The 20878-nt window shown below is 69.5% G+C and carries 17 protein-coding genes; 9 read left to right on the top strand and 8 right to left on the bottom strand.

Features of this window, described 5'->3' with window-relative positions:
- On the bottom strand, window positions 1-922 hold a 922-nt coding region (locus F3J10_RS26035; protein WP_167243326.1), incomplete at its 3' end, for a CPBP family intramembrane glutamic endopeptidase.
- Between the two features lie 598 nt (window positions 923-1520).
- On the bottom strand, window positions 1521-3422 hold the full coding sequence (locus tag F3J10_RS26030) for an ABC transporter ATP-binding protein (protein WP_025100963.1): 1902 nt from the start codon (window positions 3420-3422) through the stop codon (window positions 1521-1523).
- A 562-nt stretch (window positions 3423-3984) separates the two neighbouring features.
- On the opposite strand from F3J10_RS26030, the gene F3J10_RS26025 reads away from it, so the two are divergent.
- The gene (locus tag F3J10_RS26025; protein WP_167243324.1) at window positions 3985-4869 is read left to right on the top strand and encodes a Dyp-type peroxidase; all 885 of its coding nucleotides are present in this window, start codon (window positions 3985-3987) and stop codon (window positions 4867-4869) included.
- Window positions 4870-4960: 91 nt separating this feature from the next.
- On the opposite strand, the gene F3J10_RS26020 is transcribed toward F3J10_RS26025, so the two are convergent.
- Window positions 4961-5362 (bottom strand): OsmC family protein, encoded by a 402-nt coding sequence (locus F3J10_RS26020; protein ID WP_013690968.1) that lies wholly within the window; start codon window positions 5360-5362, stop codon window positions 4961-4963.
- Between the two features lie 259 nt (window positions 5363-5621).
- Window positions 5622-6575 (bottom strand): LysR family transcriptional regulator, encoded by a 954-nt coding sequence (locus F3J10_RS26015; RefSeq protein WP_167243323.1) that lies wholly within the window; start codon window positions 6573-6575, stop codon window positions 5622-5624.
- Between the two features lie 144 nt (window positions 6576-6719).
- Here F3J10_RS26015 and F3J10_RS26010 point away from each other — a divergent pair, with 144 nt between their 5' ends.
- From F3J10_RS26010 to F3J10_RS25975, 8 genes are all read left to right on the top strand, one after another.
- Window positions 6720-7970: an acyl-CoA dehydrogenase family protein gene (locus tag F3J10_RS26010; RefSeq protein WP_025100966.1), complete on the top strand. Its 1251-nt coding sequence runs from the start codon at window positions 6720-6722 to the stop codon at window positions 7968-7970.
- Entirely contained in the window at window positions 7967-9043 is a 1077-nt protein-coding gene (locus F3J10_RS26005; RefSeq protein ID WP_025100967.1) for a phosphotransferase family protein, read from the top strand. Before F3J10_RS26010 ends, F3J10_RS26005 begins: the two co-directional genes overlap by 4 nt.
- Window positions 9040-9729, top strand: coding sequence for a histidine phosphatase family protein (locus tag F3J10_RS26000; RefSeq protein ID WP_025100968.1), 690 nt, complete (start codon window positions 9040-9042; stop codon window positions 9727-9729). Before F3J10_RS26005 ends, F3J10_RS26000 begins: the two co-directional genes overlap by 4 nt.
- Window positions 9730-9794: 65 nt before the next feature.
- On the top strand, window positions 9795-10565 hold the full coding sequence (locus F3J10_RS25995; RefSeq protein WP_167243322.1) for an SDR family oxidoreductase: 771 nt from the start codon (window positions 9795-9797) through the stop codon (window positions 10563-10565).
- A 57-nt stretch (window positions 10566-10622) separates the two neighbouring features.
- Window positions 10623-11417: an SDR family oxidoreductase gene (locus F3J10_RS25990; protein WP_025100969.1), complete on the top strand. Its 795-nt coding sequence runs from the start codon at window positions 10623-10625 to the stop codon at window positions 11415-11417.
- 118 nt (window positions 11418-11535) lie between these two features.
- Window positions 11536-12552, top strand: a complete 1017-nt coding sequence (locus tag F3J10_RS25985) for an NADP-dependent oxidoreductase (RefSeq protein WP_025100970.1) — start codon at window positions 11536-11538, stop codon at window positions 12550-12552.
- Window positions 12553-13171: 619 nt separating this feature from the next.
- Entirely contained in the window at window positions 13172-15223 is a 2052-nt protein-coding gene (locus F3J10_RS25980) for a TonB-dependent receptor (RefSeq protein ID WP_167243325.1), read from the top strand.
- A gap of 184 nt (window positions 15224-15407) precedes the next feature.
- A complete protein-coding gene (locus F3J10_RS25975; RefSeq protein WP_017920515.1) occupies window positions 15408-15836 on the top strand; it encodes a hypothetical protein in 429 nt (142 codons plus the stop codon).
- Between the two features lie 114 nt (window positions 15837-15950).
- Here F3J10_RS25975 and F3J10_RS25970 read toward each other — a convergent pair whose 3' ends face one another.
- The 4 genes from F3J10_RS25970 to F3J10_RS25955 all read right to left on the bottom strand — a co-directional run bounded on the left by F3J10_RS25970 (window position 15951) and on the right by F3J10_RS25955 (window position 20713).
- Window positions 15951-17003, bottom strand: a complete 1053-nt coding sequence (locus F3J10_RS25970; protein ID WP_060005953.1) for an AI-2E family transporter — start codon at window positions 17001-17003, stop codon at window positions 15951-15953.
- A gap of 226 nt (window positions 17004-17229) precedes the next feature.
- Window positions 17230-17817, bottom strand: coding sequence for a YSC84-related protein (locus F3J10_RS25965; RefSeq protein WP_167233890.1), 588 nt, complete (start codon window positions 17815-17817; stop codon window positions 17230-17232).
- 64 nt (window positions 17818-17881) lie between these two features.
- Window positions 17882-18265 (bottom strand): DUF883 family protein, encoded by a 384-nt coding sequence (locus F3J10_RS25960; protein WP_013690956.1) that lies wholly within the window; start codon window positions 18263-18265, stop codon window positions 17882-17884.
- Window positions 18266-18775: 510 nt separating this feature from the next.
- Window positions 18776-20713: an ExeM/NucH family extracellular endonuclease gene (locus F3J10_RS25955; RefSeq protein ID WP_167243321.1), complete on the bottom strand. Its 1938-nt coding sequence runs from the start codon at window positions 20711-20713 to the stop codon at window positions 18776-18778.
- Window positions 20714-20878: the final 165 nt, after the last annotated feature.

The raw sequence follows: 20878 nt of genomic DNA, 5'->3' as shown, positions 1-20878 counted from the left end.
GCGTGCCGGCCGCTGCGCGTGCGGCGTCGCCGGTGGCGGGCAGGGCGCGCCAGGCCACCCAGGCCAGCGCGCCGAGCGCCGGGAACACCAGCACGCTGCCCTCCGGGCCGACCGTGCCGCCGCTCAGCCAGACCGGGCCGATCGCATGGCTTTCCAGCAAGCTGCTGCCGGGTACCAGCCCGCTGTTGGGCGCGCCGAACAGGAAGGATTCCGACCAGTCCCAGGTGGCGTGCACGCCGAACACCCACCACAGCGAACCGGTGCGCCAGATCGCCAGGCAGGCGACAAAACCGTAGATCACCACCGGCACGATGCCGGCCATGTTCTCGCCGTGGTTGGACATGTGCGCGAGCCCGAAGGCGAGCGAGGTCAGCACGGCGGCCGCGGTCGGCGGGATGCCCTGCGCGAGGCGGAAGAACAGGTAGCCGCGGAACGCGAGTTCCTCGGCGGCGGCCACCAGCGCGAAGGCGAAGGCCCACATCAGGCCCGCTTCCAGGGCCGCGGCCAGGCTCATGCCGGAATAGGCGAGCGTGGCGCCGCCGGTGGCCACCAGCAGCGCCATGATGGCCGATACCGCGCCCAGCCCGCAGGCGCCGCCGAGCAGCAGGTGCTGCAGGCGGCGCGGTGCGCGCAGGCCGAAATCGAGCCAGGCGCGGCGATCGATGCGGCTCATCACGCGGGTGGCGACCAGCACCGCGCCGCACATCGCCAGTTCGAATACCACCTGGTGCGCGGCGCTCACTTCGCCCTGCAGGCGGAACGGCAGGCCGAGGCGGCGCGCGAGCCAGTCCGCGCCGGCCATCAGCACGGCGACGATCGCGGCATACAGCAGCGCGGCCCACCCCGTGCGCAGCCCGGCGGGGCCGAACCACAGACGGCTGAAACGCGCGAACGTCGGGGGGCGGGATCGGTCGGTGGTCATCACGTCTTTCACCGGGTCATGTCCTCGTCTTTGAATGGATGTCGAAAACGGTAATGGATAAGCCTTGTAGGCTTTTTGAAGGCACTTTATGCCTGTCCGCGAGTTACCGTGATTATGTGGATCATCCGCGACGAATGGTATAGCCGTGTGAAAATCGTCAATGCGCCGCTCTGTCTTATTGCCGGTTCTGGATGCCGGTCGAGTGCGCGGCGTATCGCTCGAAGCCATGATGGGACTGGCCGGCAAGGTGTCGAGAGATTGTCGGCGAGGTTTGGCCGGCCGACAAAACGACACAAAAAAATATTTCGGGAAAGGCCGGGAATATTGTCGAGAGCGTGTCGCCGCGAAGCGCTTGGCGCGGATTTTGAAGCAGTGAAAGCCGCTTGAAAAAATCGCATGGCGATTTTCCGGCGAAACGACGGACGATTCGATTGAATTCGAAAAGCGACGGAAAGCGAGTCGAAAGTCGGCGACTCGCGAGAACGCCGAATCAATGCGCGAGGCAGCGAGGACTGCGAAGCATCGACGGCCATGAAAAACGGGGCGGCAGCTTTCGGCTGCCGCCCCGTGGCGAGTGCGCGGTAATGCGAACCCGCGCCTACTTCGCGACCGTATCGCGTACCAGCGGCTGCGCGCGGCCGTCGGCGCCGGCGGCCAGGCGGGAGCCGAGCCGGTCGATGCCGTAACCGCCGGTCTGCTCGATCAGCCCCTTGGCGAGCTCGAGCGCCTGGCGCTCGAACAGGCGCCGGTAGACGCCGCCCTCGATGCGGATCAGCGCGTCGTGGTCGCCTTCCTCGATCACGCGGCCGCGATCGAGCACCAGCAGGCGGTCCAGCGAACGCACGGTCGACAGCCGGTGCGCCACCACGATGGTGGTGCGCCCCACCATCAGCCGCTCCATGGCCTGCTGGATCAGCAGCTCGCTCTCGCTGTCCAGGCTCGAGGTGGCCTCGTCGAGGATCAGGATCGGCGCGTTGGCGAGGAACGCGCGCGCGATCGCCACGCGCTGGCGTTCGCCGCCCGACAGCTTCACGCCGCGCTCGCCGACCAGCGTGTCATAGCCTTCCGGCAGCTCCGAGATGAAGCCGTGCGCGCTGGCCAGCGTCGCGGCGCGGATGATCTCGTCGCGCGTCGCCTCGGGGCGCGCATAGGCGATGTTGTCCGCCAGCGAGCGGTGGAACAGCACCGGCTCCTGCTGGACGATCGCGATATGGTTGCGCAGCGATTCCTGCGTGACCTTCGCGATGTCCTGCCCGTCGATCAGGATCCGGCCGCCGTCGATGTCGTAGAGCCGCTGGATCAGCTTGATGAACGAGGTCTTGCCCGAGCCCGAATGGCCCACCAGCCCGATCCGCTCGCCCGGCGCGATGCGCAGCGAGAAGTCCGAGTACAGCGGCGCGCTGCGCGGCCCGTAGCGGAAGGTCACGCGATCGAAGCGGATCTCGCCGCGCGTGATCGCGATCGGCCGCGCGTCGGGCGCATCGTCGATGCCGAGCGGCTGGCGTTCCAGCGCCACCAGTTCCTCCATGTCGTTGACCGAGCGCTGCAGGTTGCGGATATGCATGCCGATGTCGCGCAGGTAACCCTGCAGCATGAAGAACATGGTCAGCGCGAAGGCGATGTCGCCCACGCTGGCGCGATCATGCGACCAGAGCCACAGCGCCGAGCCCAGGATGGCCGCCTGCATCAGCACCAGCAGGGTGCCCTGCAGGCCGCCGCTGAGGGTGCCGCGGATCCAGGTGCGGCGCGTGCGCAGCCGCCACTTGCCGATCACCCGGCCGATGCGCGCTTCCTCGCGCGTCTCGGCGCCGAAGGCCTTGACCACCGCGTTGCAACTGACCGAATCGGCCAGCGCGCCGCCCAGCCGCGTGTCCCAGGCATTGCCCAGGCGCGCGGCCGGCGCGATCACGCCCAGCGAGAGCCCCACCGTGATGGCGATGAACAGCACCGAGCCCGCGCCCACCACCAGCCCCATCACGGGCCAGTGCCAGCCGAGCAGCAGGGTGGCGCCGCCGAGCATCACCACCGAGGGCAGCAGCGCCACCAGCAGCGTGTCGTTGAGCAGGTCGAGCGCCCACATGCCGCGCGTGATCTTGCGCACCGTGGAGCCGGCGAAGCTGTTGGCGTGCCAGTCGGTGGAGAAGCGCTGCACGCGATGGAAGGCGCCCGCCGAGATCTCGCTCATCATGCGCAGCGTCAGCACGATGATGTTCATGAACATCGCCTGGCGCAGCAGGGTGGCGGCGATGCCCAGCGCGATCAGGATCGTGAACGCGTGCAGGGCGGCGCTCCAGGCCGCCGCGCGGTCGGTCAGGCCGAGCGAGACCGCATCCACCAGCTTGCCGGCGAACAGCGGGGTGAGGACGTCGCCGAGCGCGGCGAGCAGGGCGAACAGGGCGACCGCGAACGCGCGCGCGGGTTGGCGGCGCCAGTGGCGGAACGTGAAGCCGAGCACGTCGTTGAACGGCCGGCTGCCGTGACGATCGGTGTGTTGGATCATGTGTCGTGGCCTGGTCGCATTGTGTGCGCCAGGACTTGTCAATTGTCGGTAACGAACGGGTCGTCGATGCCGCCGGGCTCGTCGAGGCAACCAAGCCAGGCGGCGGCGCGAACGCAAAGGCACGACGCTCGCGCGGGGCGATACAGGAACGGACGACCGGGAGAACTGCGGACGGACGGGCCTCGGAAGCCCGCCGCGTGCAAGGGACCTAGCAGGTGCCTTGTCGGACGGCGTTCGGGAAGCCACTCGTGGATGGCATGTGATGCATCATCTCTGACCTCCCTTGAACGTGAATGGATGGAGCGTGGATGGGAAACGCGCGGGGCAGGCGCCGCTCGCGCTGGACTACGACTTCCTTGGGGGCGACATTTTGCCCCATGACCGCGATTGTAAACACAGGCGGGAGGCGCTGCCAAGCGTCGGCTGGGGCTTGTGTTGCCGATGCGACACGCGGCGTCGCCGCGCCGCCGTTCGCCTGCCTTGGGCGCTGCGTGCGAGGTATGGGACAATCCGGCCCTCGAATTCCCGCATCCCCGCATCCACCGAAAAGACCCACATCACGATGAGCACCTTCCAGCAAGGCATCCTGGCGCCGCTTCCGTCGGCCAACCGCTATCTCTCGTTCCAGACTGCCCGCGCCGAGGACGTCGTGCGTGCGCTCGGCGCGCTGCGCGAGGCGATCGACACGGCGCACACGGTGGTCGGCTTCGGTCCCTCGCTCGCGCAGGGGCTCGACCGCAAGATCGATGGGCTCAAGCCGTTCCCGGATCTGTCGAAGCCGGGCGCGCCGGTGCCGTCCACCCAGGTGGCGCTGTGGATCTGGCTGCGCGGCGAGGATCACGGCGAGATCACGCTGCGTTCGCGCGCGATCGAGAAGCTGCTGGCGCCGGCCTTCGTGCTCGACAGCGCCGCCAATGCGTTCCGCTATGCCGACGATCGCGACCTGTCCGGCTACGAGGACGGCACCGAGAATCCCGAGGACGAGGAGGCCGTGGAAACCGCCTTCGTGAGCGGCAAGGGCCCGGGCCTGGACGGCGCGAGCTTCGTGGCCGTGCAGCAATGGGTGCACGATTTCCCGTCGATGGAGGCGATTCCGGGCGAGGAGATGGATCGCATCGTCGGCCGCCGCAAGTCGGACAACGAGGAGCTGGAGGACGCGCCGGCCTATGCGCACGTCAAGCGCACCGAGCAGGAGAGCTTCACGCCCGAGGCCAAGGTGCTGCGCCGCTCGGCGCCGTGGGCCGACGAGCGCCGCGCGGGCCTCTATTTCGTCGCCTTCGGCCACTCGTTCCGGGCCTTCGAGGTGCAGATGCGGCGCATGGTGGGCGCCACCGACGGCGTGCTGGACGGGCTGTTCCGCTTCACCCAGCCGATCACGGGCGCGTTCTTCTGGTGCCCGCCGGCCGGTGAGGACGGCAAGCCCGATCTGTCGGCGCTCGGCATCTGACGAGGCGGGCGGGGCGGCGTCGCCCCGTGCCAGGGACGAACCGCGCGACCGGGTTGCATGCCTGGTCGCGCGGTTTTTTCATGCCGGTGCTTCAGCGCAAGGTGGTTTCGATGCGCGTGCCGCGCTTGATGAACAGCGTGAGCGGCGTCTTCTCGGCGATCTCGCCGAGCCGCGCGCGCTGCGCCTCCTCCAGCTCGCCGTCGACCGTGATGGTGCGACGCACGTATTGCGCGCCGTCGCGGTCCGCGTGCAGCTCGGCATGCGCGTGCAGCTTCACGGCCGGCCATTCCTTGCGCTGCATGTACATGCGCAGCGTCGCTACCGTGCATTGGCAGAGGCTCGCCAGCAGCAGCTCGTAGGGCGCGGGGCCGGCGCCGCGGCCGCCCTCGCGCTCGGCCTCGTCGCCCTGGAAACGATGGGCGCCGGCCTGGATGTCGACGAGGTAGTTCGGGGCATCGGCAGCCAGCTCGGCTGCGGCGTGGATCAGGGGCATGGCGTTCCTCGGTTCGTCGTGATGCGGTGATGCGGCGATGGGGTCGGTGCTGGCTTCGGCGAGCGGCGCATCGCGGTCTACCGGATTCGCAGCCCGCGATGCGTGCTCGCGCCCTCGAAGCATAAACGTCTTGCCGCCAGGATGTGGTGTCGCTGCCGGCCACGGCGCGGCGGCGGCCGTTCCAGTTGCCGCCGCCTCAGCCGCCTCAGCCACCTCAGCCGCCTCAGCCACCTCAGCCACCTCAGCCACCTCAGCCACCTCAGCCGGCTTCGTCCTCGTCCTCGCCAACGGCACCGGCCTCGCCGGTGGCCGCCTCGCGCACGATCTGCGCCACCCGCTCGCGAAACCAGCGATGCGCGCCGTCGCCGTCGCGCGACTCGTGCCAGTAGGCCTGGATCGCATAGGGCTTCACGCGCAGCGGCAGCGGCCTGACGACGATCGGCAGCAACGCCGTCATGCGCCGCGCGTAGGAGCGCGGCAGGGTCAGCAGCAGGTCGCCCGCCGCCGCGATCTGGCAGGCCGCGAAATAGTGCTGGCAGACCAGCTGGATGCGGCGAAAGCGGCCATCGGCGGCCAGCAGGACGTCGAGCGAATTCGGCTCGCCGAGCGGCGAGACCGTCACATGGCGCGCCGCGAAATACTCGGCGCGGCGCAGCGGGCCCTGCGCGAGCGGATGATCGCGGCGCAGCACCACGGCGAGCGCGTCGTCGACCAGCGGCTCGCGCACGATCTGGGGCCCGGTCGGCACGCGCCGGTCGATCGCCAGGTCGAGCTGGCCGCCGGCGATCTCGCGGCCCACCTCGGCCAGCACGATGCGCCGGCTGACCACGGTGATGCGCGGTGCTTCGCGCGCGAGCCGCTCCACCAATTGCGGCAGCGCGATCGACTCCAGCACGTCGCGGATGCCCACCACGAAGCGCTGCTCGAGCGTGGCGGGATCGAACCTCGCCTGCGCCTGCGCGGCCGCCTGCAGGCCCTTCAGGTGTCGCTGCACCTCGCCGATCATGGCGCGGGTGCGCTCGGTGGGCATCATGCGATTGCCCTGGCGCACGAACAGCGGATCGTCGAAATGCGCGCGCAGCCGGTTCAGCGCGTGCGTGACGGCGGGCTGGGTCAGGTGCAGGGTGCGCGCGGCCGCGCTGATCCCGCCATGGCTGTGGATCGCGTCGAGCACGCGGAACAGGTTGAGGTCGAGGCGCAGGTCGGAGCTCACGGGGCGGGCGGCCGGCGACGGGCCGCAGCGGGCGAAAGGGAAGCCAGCATATTAATCCCTTTGATGACCTGACATGAAGAACATTCATTTCATCGATCGGCGAGATCGGCGTAGATTGAGTGCCACTTCAACCGGAACGATGCCATGGACTTCACGCCGACCGCTCGCAGCCAGGATTTCGCCGACCGACTGAGCCGCTTCATGCGCGACGAGATCGCGCCCGCCGAGGCGCGCTATGCCGCCGAACTGACCGGCGGCGCCGACTGGCGGCAATGGCGCCAGCCGCCCGTGATGGAGGCGCTCAAGCAGAAGGCGCGCGCAGCCGGCCTCTGGAACCTGTTCCTGCCCGAGGTCGAGCATGGCGGCGCGGGGCTGTCCAATGCCGAGTACGCGCCGCTCGCCGAGATCATGGGCCATTCCTTCATCGCGCCCGAGGTGTTCAACTGCAACGCGCCCGACACCGGCAACATGGAGGTGCTGGCGCGCTACGGCACGCCCGGGCAGCAGGCGCGCTGGCTCGCGCCGCTGCTGGCCGGCGAGATCCGCTCGGCGTTCTGCATGACCGAGCCCGAGGTGGCCTCGTCGGACGCCACCAACATGCGCGCCACCGCGACGCCCGACGGCGACGAGTTCGTGCTGAACGGCCGCAAGTGGTGGTCGACCGGGATCGGCCATCCGCATGCGCGGGTCGCGATCTTCATGGGCCTGACCGATGCCGGGGCGGAGCCGCATCGCCGCCACACCATGGTGATCTGCCCGCTCGACGCGAAGGGCGTGCGCATCGAGCGCATGCTGCCGGCCTTCCATCATTACGACGAGCCCTCGGGCCATGGCGAGGTGGTGTTCGACCAGGTGCGGGTGCCGGCCTCGAACGTGATCCTCGGCCCCGGGCGCGGCTTCGAGATCGCCCAGGGCCGGCTCGGGCCGGGCCGCATCCATCACTGCATGCGCGCGCTGGGCGCCGCCGAACGCGCGCTGGGCCTGCTGTGCGAGCGGGCCGCCTCGCGCACCGCGTTCGGCAAGCCGCTGGCGGCGCTGGGCGGCAATGCCGACATCGTCGCGAACCTGCGCATGGCGATCGACCAGGCGCGCCTGCTGACGCTGAAGGCCGCCTGGACCATCGACACGCAGGGCGTGAAGGCGGCCTTGAGCCTGATCTCGCAGATCAAGGTGGTGGTGCCGGCGGTGGCCCAGCAGGCCGCCGACGCGGCGATCCAGATCCACGGCGGCGCGGGCGTGTCCGACGACGTGCCGCTGACCCACCTGTATGCCTATGCGCGCGTGCTGCGCCTGGCCGACGGGCCCGACGAAGTGCATCGAGGGGTGGTCGCCAAGCTCGAGTTCAAGCGCCAGGCCGGCGAGCAGGCGAGCCGTCGCGCGGGAGCCGCGGCATGAGCGCGCCGATCGACGGCGCCCGCGAGGTGCGCGACGAGGACCGGCTCGACGCGGCAAGGCTCGACGCATTCCTCAAGGCGCAGGTGCCGGGCCTGGAAGGCACGCCCGAGATCCGCCAGTTCCATGGTGGCGCCTCGAACCTGACCTACCTGCTCGGCTATCCCGATCGCGAGCTGGTGCTGCGCCGCCCGCCGGCCGGCGCGAAGGCGGGCTCGGCCCACGACATGCTGCGCGAGGCCGCCGTGATGGCCGCGCTCAAGCCGGCCTATCCCTACGTGCCGGGCATCGTCGCGCGCTGCGACGACGCCTCGCTGATCGGTTCGGAGTTCTACGTGATGGAGCGCCTGGCCGGGGTGATTTTGCGGCGCGACCTGCCGCCCGAGCTCGGGCTCGACGCGGCCGGCACGCGGCGTCTCTGCGAGAGCTTTGTCGAGCGGCTGGTGGAGCTGCACGCGGTGGACGCCTCGGCGCCGGCGATCGCCGCCTTCGGCCGCGGCGAGGGCTACGTGGCGCGGCAGGTGAGCGGCTGGCGCGAGCGCTGGCAGCGCGCGCTGACCGACGGCACCGATCCCGCCGAGGACGTGACGAGCTGGCTGGAGGCGAACCGGCCGGCGCGCGACGGGCGGCTCTGCGTGATCCACAACGACTACCGCTTCGACAACGTGGTGCTCGATCCGCGGGACCCGCTGCGCATCGTCGGCGTGCTCGACTGGGAGATGGCCACGCTCGGCGATCCGCTGATGGACCTGGGCGGCTCGCTCGCCTACTGGGTGCAGGCCGACGACGAGGCGCCGTTCCGCGCGATGCGCCGCCAGCCGACCCACGCGCCCGGCATGATGACGCGCGCCGAGCTGGTGGCCCATTACGGCGAGCGCACCGGCACCGAGATCGGCGGTTTCGCCTTCTACGAGGTGTTCGGCCTGTTCCGGCTGATGGGCATCATCCAGCAGATCTACCGCCGCTACGTGCTCGGCCAGACCACCAACCCGGCCTTCGCGGGCTTCGGCGACGCGGTGCGCTACCTGACGCTGCGCTGCCGCGCGCGCATCGAGGCGGCCGGAGCGGGGCGATGAGCGAGATCTTCCTGATCCGCCACGCGCAGGCCAGCTTCGACGCGGCCGACTACGATTGCCTGTCCCCGCGCGGCGAGACCCAGGCCGGCAAGCTCGGCGCCTGGATGGCGGCGCGCGGCGGCCGGCCCGGCGCGATCTTCACCGGCACGCTGCGCCGTCACGCGCAGACGGCTACGCTGGCCGCGCGGGCGGCCGGCATCGAGCCGCCGATCCGCGTGCTGCCCGGCCTCGACGAACTCGATTCCGACGAACTGGTGGCGCGCCTGCGACCCGAGCTGGCCTCGCGCGAGGCGCTGCTGGCCGAGCTGGCCGCCTCGGGCGACCCACGCCGCGCGTTCCAGGCGCTGTTCTCGGCGGCCGTGGCGCGCTGGACCTCGGGCCAGGCCGACGACGACTACACGCTCGCCTGGCCGGCCTTCCGCGCCGCGGTGCTGGCGGCCTGGGACACGCTCGCCAAGGAGAGCGCCGAGGAAGTCTGGGTGGTGTCCTCGGGCGGGCCGATCGCCGTGATCGCCACCCTGCTGGCCGGCGCCGATCCGCAACGGAGCTTCGATTTCGCCTGGCCGCTGGTCAATACCAGCGTGTCGCGGATCCGCACCGGCCGGCGCGGCGCCCAGCTCGTCACCTACAACGCGTGGCCGCATCTCGATACCACCGCCGACGCCGCGCTGGTGACGCATCGCTGATGTCGACGCGATCGTCCCTCGGCTGCGTGCCGCCTTTTCCGTCAACTCCATCGGAACATCCCACGATGACTGCACCCAATCTGTTCGACCTGTCCGGCAAGATCGCCGTCGTCAGCGGCGCGAGCCGCGGCATCGGCGAAGAGGCCGCGCGCCTGCTGGCCGCCTTCGGCGCGCACGTGATCGTCGCCAGTCGCCGCATCGACGACTGCCGGCGCGTGGCCGAGGCGATCGTCGCCGACGGCGGCTCGGCCGAGGCCGCCGCCTGCCATATCGGCGAACTCGAGCAGATCGAGGCGCTCTACGCCGCGATCGACGCGAAGCATGGCCGGCTCGACGTGCTGGTCAACAACGCGGCCGCCAATCCCTATTACGGCCCGATCGTCGACACCGGCGTCGATGCGTTCCAGAAGACCGTCGACGTCAATATCCGCGGCTACTTCTTCATGTCCTCGCACGGCGCGCGCCGGATGGCGGCAAATGGCGGCGGGGCGATCGTCAACGTGGCCTCGGTCAACGGCGTGATCCCCGGCGACAAGCAGGGCATCTATTCGATCACCAAGGCCGCCGTGATCTCGATGACCAAGGCCTTCGCGATCGAATGCGCGGCCGACGGCGTGCGCTGCAACGCGCTGCTGCCGGGCCTGACCGACACCAGGTTCGCCTCGGCGCTGACCAGGAACCCGGCCGTGCTCGAGCAGGTGCTGGCCCACGTGCCGATGCGCCGCGTCGCGGCGCCCTCCGAGATGGCCGGCGCGATCCTGTTCCTGGCCTCGGGCGCGTCGAGCTACACCACCGGCGCGGTGCTCAACGTGGACGGCGGATATCTGTCGGTATAGTGGCGACGCGCGGCGCGAGGGCGCCGCATGCGGACAACAGCAAGGAGGAGAGAACCCATGACGACGATCGGAACCCCGCGGCTGGCGGGCAAGTGCGCCTGGATCACCGGCGCGACGGGAGGGCTGGGACGCGCGATCGCGACGCGCATGGCCGAGCACGGCGCGAAGCTGTTCCTGACCGACGTGGCCGCGCAGCGCGAGGCGCTCGAGGCGCTGGCCGCGCAGCTCAACGAGGCGGCCGGCACGCGCGTGGCCTGGTCGGCCGAGCAGGACGTGCGCGACGACGCGCGCTGGCAGGCGCTGGCCGCCGAGGCCAACGGCGCGATGGGCGCGCTGTCGGTGCTGGTCAACAATGCCGGGATCGGCTCGCTCGGCACGGTCGAGCAGATCGAGCAGAAGGAATGGCGCCGCGTGATGGACGTCAACGTCGAGAGCATCGTGCTGGGCGTGCGCCATGCGCTGCCGTTCCTGCGCGACAGCCAGCCTGCCTCGATCATCAACGTGTCCTCGGTGGCGGCCTTCAAGCACGAGCCCGAGTACACCGCCTACAACGCCTCGAAGGCGGCGGTGGCCTCGCTGACCAAGTCGATCGCGGTCGACTGCGCGCGCAAGCAGACCGGCGTGCGCTGCAATTCGCTGCATCCCTCGTTCATCCGCACCGGCATCGTCGAGCCCTTCTTCGCGCAGCTCGGCGAGAGCGCGGCCACCCGCAAGCTGGTGCGCGGCGTGCCGATGGGCCGCCTGGGCGAGCCCGACGACGTCGCCTACGCGGCGATCTACCTGGCCTCGGACGAGAGCCGCTACGTGACCGGCGCCGAGCTGGTGATCGACGGCGGCCTGTGCGCGATGTAAGCGGCGGCGCGCCTGCGTAGCGTGCATCGCCCGCATCGCGCGCCGCCATCCAATCCACCCGCTGCCCGGCGCGTTCGCGCCGGGCGCCCCAGTCGAACAGTCAAGCCGAGGAGGCACGATGTCCGCAACCCTCAACCGCCAGTTGCGCCTGAAGGCGCGCCCCGAAGGGCGCGTCGGCGCCGAACACTTCTCGCTCGTCGAAGCGCCGCTGCCCGAACTGGGCGAGGGCGAGGTGCTGGTGCGCGTGCTCTACCTGTCGATGGACCCGACCAATCGGGTCTGGATGAGCGACATCCCGCAATACCTGCCGCCGGTGGCGATCGGCGAGACCATGCGCGCGCTCGGCCTCGGCCGGGTGGTCGCCTCGCGCGCCGACAAGTTCGCGGTCGGCGACCTGGTGCAGGGGCTGGTGGGCTGGCAGGACTATGCCCACGTGCTCGCCGACGAGGTGCCCAGGCTGACCCGGTTGCCCGAGGTGGGCCTGCCGTTGCCGACCCTGCTCGGCGCCTGCGGCATGAGCGGGCTGACCGCCTATTACGGGCTGACCGACATCGCGCCGGTGCAGCCGGGCGAGACCCTGGTGGTGTCCGCGGCGGCCGGCTCGGTGGGCTCGATCGCGGGGCAGATCGGCAAGATCCAGGGCGCGCGCGTGGTCGGCATCGCCGGCGGCCCGGAGAAGTGCCGCTACCTGACCGAGACGCTCGGCTTCGACGCCGCGGTCGACTACAAGGCGCCCGACTTCAAGGCCGCGCTGAAGGCCGCCACGCCCGACGGCGTGCACGTGAACTTCGAGAACGTGGGCGGCGAGGTGATGCGCGCCGTGCTCTCGCGCATGGTGATCGGCGGGCGCGTGGCGCTGTGCGGCGTGATCTCGAACTACAACAACAACGGCCGCGCCGGCGACGATTTCGGCACGGTGATCTCCAAGCGCCTCAGCATGCGCGGCTTCCTGATCCTCGACTACCGCAAGAATCGCGAGGCCGTGCAGCAACTGGCCGCCTGGTTGAGCGAGGGGCGCATCAAGGCCGAGGAGACCGTCGCCGAGGGGCTGGAGAACGCGCCCGAGGTGCTCAATCGCCTGTTCGACGGCAGCCATGTCGGCAAGCTCGTGCTGCGCGTGGCCGAGGACGCCTGAGGGCCGCGCCGCCAAGAGGCGAAAAGAAGGAAAAAAAAGCCACGGATTGCTCCGTGGCTTGCAATTCCCAGTCAAGAGGGGGGTATGACTGGAGGTCTGGCCGCCTCTGATCACCGTGTACCGGGGTGGCCGGAAGATGATCACGAGACAGACTTCATTCTTCTGCTGCGCCGCCGTAGAGTCAATTTCGCGCGATTAAGCGTGATTAACGAGGCTTACGGAGTCTTGCGCCCGAGCGGCGCGTTTGCATCCCTCGACCTTCCTTCCCGATCCCTCATCGCCCGCGGCGCCTGATCCGCGCGCTCGCGTGGGCATTTCCCTCGATGACGAAATCTATTCACGAATCTTTCGAAGTCCGTGCTTGTTGTTACATTCTGAAATGATATAACATATCCGAGTGCTGCTTCTTCCGACCCCGAGCTCCTCTCTCTCGGCCCGGTCGCGTGGATGACGTCGAATCGATACGGCGAACCACGGATTCGCGATGATACGTTATAACGTCGCGCGAATCAGCCGGCGGCGCATTCCGGCTCATTTCACGACAACCACCTTCATCATGCGCGACTCCGCCCGTTTTCGATCCCTGTCCGCCGCGCGCGGGCTGCCTCCCCTGACCCTGATGTTCGTCGCCAGCCTGGCCTACGCGCAGTCGGCGGCGAACGGCGCGACGGGCATGCCTGCCGCGGCGCCCGCCATCGCCACGCCGACTCCGACGCTGGCGCCGGTGTTCGTCACGGCGAACCCGATCGGCGACACCGAGCTGATCTCGCCGACCGCCTCGATCGGCGGCGACGCGCTGGCGCTGCGCCGCGCCGATTCGCTGGGCGCCACGCTCGACGGGCTGCCGGGCGTGTCGACCACGACCTACGGGCCGATGGTGGGCCGCCCGATCATCCGCGGCATGGACGGCGACCGGATCCGGCTGCTGCAGAACGGCGTGGCCGCCTTCGACGCCTCCTCGCTGTCCTACGACCACGCGGTGCCGCAGGACCCGCTGACGGTCGAGCGCGTCGAGATCGTGCGCGGGCCGGCGGCGCTGCTCTATGGCGGCAATGCGATCGGCGGGGTGGTCAACACCATCGACAACCGGATTCCGCGCGAGGCGATCAAGGGCGTGTCGGGCGCGGTCGACGCGAGCTACGGCGGCGCCAACGACGCGCGTGCCGGCGCCGCGCTGGTGGAGGGCGGCAACGGCCGCTTCGCGTTCCACGTCGATGCCTTCGATCGCGAGACCAGCAAGCTGCGGATCCCGGGCTTCGCGCATTCGGACCGCCAGCGCGCGCTCGACGGCCCCGACGCGAGCGAGGCCTCGGGCAGCATCCCCAACAGCGACGGCCGTTCGCACGGCGGCGCGGTCGGCGGCGCCTACACCTGGGCCGACGGCTACGCGGGCCTGTCGTACAGCGGCTTCGAATCGAACTACGGCTCGGTGGCCGAGAGCGACGTGCGGCTGCGCATGCGCCAGCAGCACCTGGCGGCCTCGTCCGAGATCCGCAACCTGTCCGGCCCGATCTCGCAGCTCAAGTTCGACTTCGGTTATACGGACTACGAACACAAGGAAATCGACAACGGCGAGACCAGCACCACCTTCCGCAACCACGGCTACGAGGCGCGCATCGAGGCGCGCCATCGCAAGATCGGGCCGTTCGAGGGCGCGTTCGGCATCCAGGCCTCGCAGAACACCTTCTCGGCACTCGGCGACGAGGCCCTGGTGCCGACCACCCAGACCACCAACGTGGCGCTGTTCGGCCTCGAGGAATGGCAGGCCACCCAGGCGCTGAAGTTCAGCCTCGGCGGGCGCATCGAGCACGTCAAGCTCGATCCGACGCCGGCCGGCAACGAGCGCTTCGCCGGCGCGAGCGGCCACAGCTTCAATACCGGCAGCGTCTCGTTCGGCACGCTCTACAAGCTGAACCCGGTGTGGTCGCTGGCCGGCAGCGTGTCCTACACCGAGCGCGCGCCGACCTTCTACGAGCTCTACGCGAACGGCCCGCACGACGCGACCGGCCAGTACCTGATCGGCGCGCCCGGCGCGCAGAAGGAGAAGGCGGTCTCGACCGACCTCTCGCTGCGCTACGCGGCCGGTCCGAACAAGGGCAGCATCGGCGTGTTCTACACGCGCTTCTCGAACTACCTGACCGAGTTCAACACCGGGCGCCTGGTCGACGACGACGGCGAGGTGGTCGCGCCCGGCACCGACGACGCGCTCAAGGAAGCCGTCTACCGCGGCGTGCGCGCCGAGTTCTACGGGCTCGAATGGGAAGGCAAGTGGCGCGCCTTCGAGAAGGGCGCGCATCGTCTGGACATCGAACTGACGGGCGACTACACGCATGCGCGCAACGCCGAGACGGGCGAGCCGCTGCCGCGCATCTCGCCGCTGCGCGCCTCGCTGGCGGCCGACTACGGCTACGGGCCGTTCGGCGCGCGCGCGCAGCTCACCCACGCCTGGGCCCAGCATCGCGTGCCCGACAACGACCTGCCCACCGACAGCTACACCTCGCTGGGCCTGGTGCTGAGCTATCGCTTCCATGTCGGCTCGACCCACTGGCTGGCCTACGTGCGCGGCGACAACCTCACCAACCAGGAGATCCGCTACGCCAGCTCGGTGGTGCGCGATATCGCGCCGGAAGGCGGGCGCAGCGTGATGGTGGGCCTGCGCACCACCTTCTGATCCCGGCCCGCGCGTCGAGGAATGGCTCGAGCCCGCTTTGGCGGGCGCCCGGACTTAGGTAAGATGGCAGCCGCCGAAGACGTACCGAAGGCGGATCGCGGCAGCGCATGTCGCGCACGCGGTGGTTTCACCGCGCGCCACGTGCCTGGCCGTTCCACAGGGCCTCTTATTCCGGGATAAAAACATGAAGACACGAGACGCGTTGCGCGCGGGCGTGGCCGCGCTGCTGCTGGGCGGCGCCACGGCGGCGCTGGCCGCGCCGCTCTGCCAGACGCAGACGCAGGGCAGCCACAAATCCAAGCTCTGTATCGAGCAGACGCCCTTCAAGCACGACTACTACACGCTGTGGGTCGACGACGCGCCGGTGTTCATGCTGCCCGACGACTACGTCGAGAACGTCTCGCTCACCCACACGGTGCCCGAGGACGACAGCAACGAATTCCCGCTCTCGAAGCAGGGCATGCGAACCGTGACGATCACCGGCGGCTGCCACCCGCTGACCGAGACGCAGGGCAAGGGCGGCGAGGCGGTCAGCGTCGAGACCGGGCGCGTGTGCTCCTTCGTGTGGGGGCAGCAGGCGGTGGTCAAGGACATGCAGTTCAAGTTCGACTAGATCGACTGGTTCGACCGGGCGCCGGCGCGACGGCGCAAAAGACACAAGGGCACGCGGATCCGATCCGCGTGCCCTTGTCGTTTCCGGCCCCGTGGCCGGGCGTGCGCGGCCGGCTCAGCCGTTCTGGTCGGCGCGCGCGAAGATGTCCCAGCTCGCCATGAACAGCGCGGCCACCAGCGGCCCGATCACGAAGCCGTTGATGCCGAACAGCGCCATGCCGCCGAGCGTGGAGATCAGCACCACCCAGTCGGGCATCTTGGTGTCCTTGCCGACCAGGATAGGGCGCAGCAGGTTGTCGACCAGGCCGATCACGCCGACGCAGAAGGCCACCAGGATCACGCACTTCCAGATCTGCCCGGTGACCGCGAAGTAGACCGCGGCCGGCGCCCACACCAGCCCCGCGCCAATCGCCGGCAGCAGCGACAGGAAGGCCATCAGCGCGCCCCACAGCAGCACGCCCTCGATGCCGAGGATCCAGAAGATCAGGCCGCCCAGCGCGCCCTGCACGATCGCCACCGCGATGTTGCCCTTCACCGTGGCGCGCACCACGGTCGTGAACTTGGTCAGCAGCAGTTGCTTGTGATCCTCGTCGAGCGGCAGCGCGCGGCGCACGCGCCGGCCGATCTCGCCGCCGTCGCGCAGCAGGAAGAACACGAGGTAGAGCATGATGCCGAAGCTGACGATGAACTGGAAGGTGTTCTGGCCGATGCTGAACGCCTGCGCGGCGACGAACTGGCTGATCGCGGCCGCGCCGTCGGTCAGCTTCTTCTGGATCCCGGCGATGTCGGTCAGCCCGTAGCTGTGCAGGATGCGCTGCAGCGAGGCGGGCAGCGCGTGGACGATCTCCTGGAACCAGCCCGTCATGTTCGGCTGCGCGGCCTTGATCTGCTGGTAGGCGAAGGCGATTTCCTGCACCAGGGTGCCGGCCACGAAGCTCAGCGGCAGGATCACGATCAGCACGATCAGCGAGAGCGTGACCAGCGCGGCGAGATTGCGGCGCTTGCCGAAATGCGCGGCGAACCAGCGTTGCACGGGCTGGAACAGGATCGCCAGGATCGTGCCCCAGAAGATCGCGCCGAAGAAGGGCACGAGAATCCAGCAGAAGCCGATCGTGACGATCGCCAGCAGCAGGTGGAAGAATTTTTGGTGGTCTTTGCCGCTTTCCATGTGGTCGCTCGGACGGCCCGGGTTGGGCGAGGGCGCCTGCGCGCCTTCGCTGCTAGGTTTCGAATTCCCGCGAGTATGCCTGCAAGCGCGGCGCCCGGGTAGCGCGGCGAGATGCGGGAAGGCCGGGCGGCGGCTGCCGCCCGGCCGTGGCGCGCGGGCAAAAAAACGCCGCGGAGCCAGGCCGCGGCGCGGGTCAGGCAGGCGCGCCGCGAACGGCGCGGTGCCCTTACGGGTTGATGCGCGTGACCTTGGTGCCGTTCACCGACAGGTCGCCCATCAGGCCGGCGTTGGTCAGCACGATCGCCTCGATCGGCGACTGCACCGTGTTCGAGTCGACCGCGCCGTTCGCGCCGATCTTCACGACCGCCACCGAGGCGTCGGCGCCGGCCGACCAGCCGTCCGTGCCGCGGAACTTGTCGAGCGCGTCCTGCGTCATGAACAGGAAGATCACCGCCTTCGACTGCGCGCCCGCCTGCAGGCCGACCGACAGCGACGAGGTGTTGTAGTAGCCCACCGTGCTGCCGCCCACGCGCAGCGCGCCGTTGCCCGTCTGGGCGCCGAGGATGAAGCCGGCTTGCAGCACGCTCGGGAACACCAGCACGCCGCGCGATTTCGCGACCAGCTCACGCGAGCCCGGCACCGTCGTGTACAGGCGCGAGAGCGTCGCGTCGACGCTCGAATTGATGGCCTGGCGCTTCGACGAATTGGCCGCGGCGCTTTGCGGTTCGTTCGGCGGGGTGGTGGTGCAGCCGGCCAGGGCGAGACCGCCGATCACGACGGCGGCGGCGGCTTTCATCACAAGTGCTTGACGCATGGTTTGTTCTCCCTCGTTGAAGGTTGGATTTTTACGTGTTGGCCAAAGGGGGCGGTGTGCCGGATCAACGGCGCGCGAGCAGCAGGCCCGCGACGAAGGCGAGGCCGGCGACCACGCCGGCGGTCTGCCACGGATTCTCGTGGACCGCCTGCGAGACGCGGTCGGCCTGCGCACGCAGGCGATAGAGCGCGTCGTCGGTGGCGTCGTCGAGCGTGCCGCGCACTTCGGCGAGGCGGCCGTGCAGGCGCTTGCGCAGCGATTCGACGTCGGCGTCTTCCTTCTTCAACAGATCTTCGAGTTCCTCGACCAGCGAGCGGACGTCGTCCTTGACGTCGGCATTGAGGTTGTGAGCGTTGTGGCGTGCATCGCGCGCCACACGGCGGCCGGTGCGGCGCAGCTCCGTGAAACCTCGGTCGAGTTTGTCTTCGATGCTGTTCGTGAGTGCCATGATGGTCGTTCTCCTTACGATCGAGAAAAGGGTCGATGGTGCGAGACACTGCTCGGGTGTGATTCGCATTCTCCCCTCGAGTTTCGCAACTCGCGTGCCATGTCGCGCCCCCTGATGGAAAAGTCCTTTCGCGACAGGGGCTTGCGAAAATGAAACAAATTTTCGTGGAGCTTTCGACGGAAGCTTCCAGAGCGGTAGATTTTTCCGTTCGGCGGGCGGCGGGACCCGGCAGGAAAGGCGGGTCGACAACGGGCGCGCGAGTTGCGAGATCCTCGCCGGGCGTTGTCGGGCCTGATCGCGACGCCATCGAGGCGTGATCGGCGACAGGCGCCCGGCGCGCCTCGCATGGCGTGTGCCGGGCCCGGTCCCGGCCGGATTTGACGGAATTTCACATTTGCCGCGAAATCGTGGGCCGATGGTGCTTTTTTGCACGAAGAAACTGGTGGGTTTGTAGTTTTTTCCCGTGCCGGGCGAGCCGTTCTCCCGGCATTGCTTCGCGGTTGCGGCGACTCAGGCGCGGTGCGGCCTGGCTCGCCAGGCGAGCGCCGCCCCCGCGCCGAGCGCGAGCAGCAACCACGGATCGGCGCTGCCGCCGCCGCTGCTGCCCGGCGCGGCACCGGGGCCCGCCGCGCTGTCATCGACGGCCGGTGGCGCATCGGCCATCGCCAGGTCGACCACCACCGGATCATGGTCCGAGGAGCGATAGGCATCGGGCGCATAGAAGCTGTTCTGCTGCTCGGCGCTCTTGTAGGCCAGCGTGTACTGCAGCACCACCGGCTCGTCGGCATTGATGTGCCATTCGTGCACGGCCTTCACGCGCGGCAGCAGCGAGGCCGAGGCCAGCGCGTGGTCGAGATAGCCGGTCTCGCCGCCGAACACGTAGCTGTAGGCGCCCGCGCCGATGAAGCGCGCCGCCAGGTTCGCGTAGCCGCGTGCCTCGAACAGCGCGATCGGATCTTCCTTCGCGTAGCTGTTCATGTCGCCGATCAGCAGCACGCCGGCGCCGTCCACGCCGGTCGGATTGCCGGCCAGCCAGTCGGCAACCAGGCCGGCGGCGCGCACGCGAGTCGGGTTCCAGCAGCTCTGGCCGTCGCCCTGGTCGGCATCGCCGCCGCTCGCGTCGGTGCAGCCCTTCGACTTCAGGTGGTTGACCACCACCGTCACCGCGCGCGCGCCGCCGATGCGGCGGAACGTCTGCGCGAGCGGCTGGCGGTTCTTGTTGTCGATCGCGAGCGTGGCCGGCTTGCCGATCGGCTCGACCGAGCGGCTGTTGTAGAGCAGGGCGACCTTGATCGCGTCGCCGCCGAGCTTCTCCGTGCCCGGATCCACCACGCGCCAGCCGTCGCCGAGCCGGGCCGCGAGCTGGCGCACCGCGCTCAGTTCGCCGTAGCCGTTATTGGCGATTTCCATCAGGCCGATCACGTCGGCCTGCAAGGCCGTGATGGCCTTGACGATCTTCGCTTCCTGGCGCTGGAACTCCTTGTAGGTGGGCGCGCCGCGATTGTCGGGCGCGTCGAAGCCGCCGCCCTTGCCGTCGCCGTTGAAGTAGTTGAGGACGTTGAACGAGGCGACCCGCAGGTCGGCCTGCGCATGGCGCGCCGGCGCCTCGCCGCGCGGATTGGCGCTCGCGTCGAAGCTCGGCACGGCCGCGCCGGGCACGGGCTGCAGCCGCCAGGCGTCGTAGCGCTTCTCCATCACGCCCTCGACGTTCTCCACCGTGTAACCGACCCGCAGGGTGTTCGCGGCCGACAGGCCCGGCGCCGGGTAGGGCACCGCCAGCGGATTCTGCTTGTTCGAGCCGTCGTCAAGGATCAGCCGGTTGCGTGCGTTGGCGGCGGCCTGCGCCTTCGCGTCGGCCGGCGCGGCGACGTTGGTGGGCACCGGCAGGCGCCCGTTCGAGAGCAGCACGCTGCCGTAGCGGCCCAGCTCGTAGACCTCGCTGACGGTCAGCTTCTGCGGCACCCGCACCAGCATGCCCTCGACGGCGGCGAACGCGGCCGGATTGCCGACCGGCAGCGCCAGGGTGGCCGGCGTGACGCTCTGGCCGCTCGCGCAGACGGCGATCGCGCCGGCGAGGGTGAGCTGCGTCTGGCCGTACTTCTCCTCGACCTTGCCACTCAGGTGGACCATGTCGCCGGCCTTGGCGCGCAGTTTCGGCGCGTAGACGAACAGGCCTTCGGACACGCCGGGCTGGTGGACGCGCCGGCTGTCGTCCTGCTGGACGAAGAAGCCGCCGAAGCCGTCGGTGCCGCCGAAATCGGCGGTGACCACGGCCTCGATCGACACCGTCTGCCCGTTGAGCGGCGAGGGCGCGCCGCTGCCCTGGATCTCGGCGATCGGCGTGGCGGGGTCGCCGCAGGCGGCGCTGACCACGGCGGCCCGGGCCGGCAGGGTGGCCAGCGCGGCGCACAGCGACACGAGAAGGAAATGCGGAATGGCTAGTGTCATGGGATTTTATGGTTATGAAAGGAATCGGCAAGATTACGTTTGCATGGTGACAGTGAAATGTAATGATTCGCGGGACGCCGCGAAACCTGGCCATTCGGCCAGGATGTGCCCGAGGTTTGGCGCCGGTACGCTTGGGGCCTGGGCTGGATCGTCGGTCGAGGCAAA

Source organism: Burkholderia sp. Cy-637 (assembly GCF_011753175.1).
In the GTDB taxonomy this organism is placed as follows: Bacteria; Pseudomonadota; Gammaproteobacteria; order Burkholderiales; family Burkholderiaceae; genus Burkholderia; species Burkholderia gladioli.
The sequence above is the reverse complement of the archived record's forward strand: the minus strand, read 5'-3'. Positions and strand labels throughout refer to the sequence as shown.

Excerpts from the sequence above, each read along its gene's own strand:
- F3J10_RS26030 (WP_025100963.1), bottom strand. The coding sequence starts at position 3,422 with ATGATCCAACACACCGATCGTCACGGCAGCCGGCCGTTCAACGACGTG.
- F3J10_RS26025 (WP_167243324.1), top strand. The coding sequence starts at position 3,985 with ATGAGCACCTTCCAGCAAGGCATCCTGGCGCCGCTTCCGTCGGCCAAC.
- F3J10_RS26020 (WP_013690968.1), bottom strand. The coding sequence starts at position 5,362 with ATGCCCCTGATCCACGCCGCAGCCGAGCTGGCTGCCGATGCCCCGAAC.
- F3J10_RS26010 (WP_025100966.1), top strand. The coding sequence starts at position 6,720 with ATGGACTTCACGCCGACCGCTCGCAGCCAGGATTTCGCCGACCGACTG.
- F3J10_RS26005 (WP_025100967.1), top strand. The coding sequence starts at position 7,967 with ATGAGCGCGCCGATCGACGGCGCCCGCGAGGTGCGCGACGAGGACCGG.
- F3J10_RS26000 (WP_025100968.1), top strand. The coding sequence starts at position 9,040 with ATGAGCGAGATCTTCCTGATCCGCCACGCGCAGGCCAGCTTCGACGCG.
- F3J10_RS25995 (WP_167243322.1), top strand. The coding sequence starts at position 9,795 with ATGACTGCACCCAATCTGTTCGACCTGTCCGGCAAGATCGCCGTCGTC.
- F3J10_RS25990 (WP_025100969.1), top strand. The coding sequence starts at position 10,623 with ATGACGACGATCGGAACCCCGCGGCTGGCGGGCAAGTGCGCCTGGATC.
- F3J10_RS25985 (WP_025100970.1), top strand. The coding sequence starts at position 11,536 with ATGTCCGCAACCCTCAACCGCCAGTTGCGCCTGAAGGCGCGCCCCGAA.
- F3J10_RS25980 (WP_167243325.1), top strand. The coding sequence starts at position 13,172 with ATGTTCGTCGCCAGCCTGGCCTACGCGCAGTCGGCGGCGAACGGCGCG.
- F3J10_RS25975 (WP_017920515.1), top strand. The coding sequence starts at position 15,408 with ATGAAGACACGAGACGCGTTGCGCGCGGGCGTGGCCGCGCTGCTGCTG.
- F3J10_RS25970 (WP_060005953.1), bottom strand. The coding sequence starts at position 17,003 with ATGGAAAGCGGCAAAGACCACCAAAAATTCTTCCACCTGCTGCTGGCG.
- F3J10_RS25965 (WP_167233890.1), bottom strand. The coding sequence starts at position 17,817 with ATGCGTCAAGCACTTGTGATGAAAGCCGCCGCCGCCGTCGTGATCGGC.
- F3J10_RS25960 (WP_013690956.1), bottom strand. The coding sequence starts at position 18,265 with ATGGCACTCACGAACAGCATCGAAGACAAACTCGACCGAGGTTTCACG.
- F3J10_RS25955 (WP_167243321.1), bottom strand. The coding sequence starts at position 20,713 with ATGACACTAGCCATTCCGCATTTCCTTCTCGTGTCGCTGTGCGCCGCG.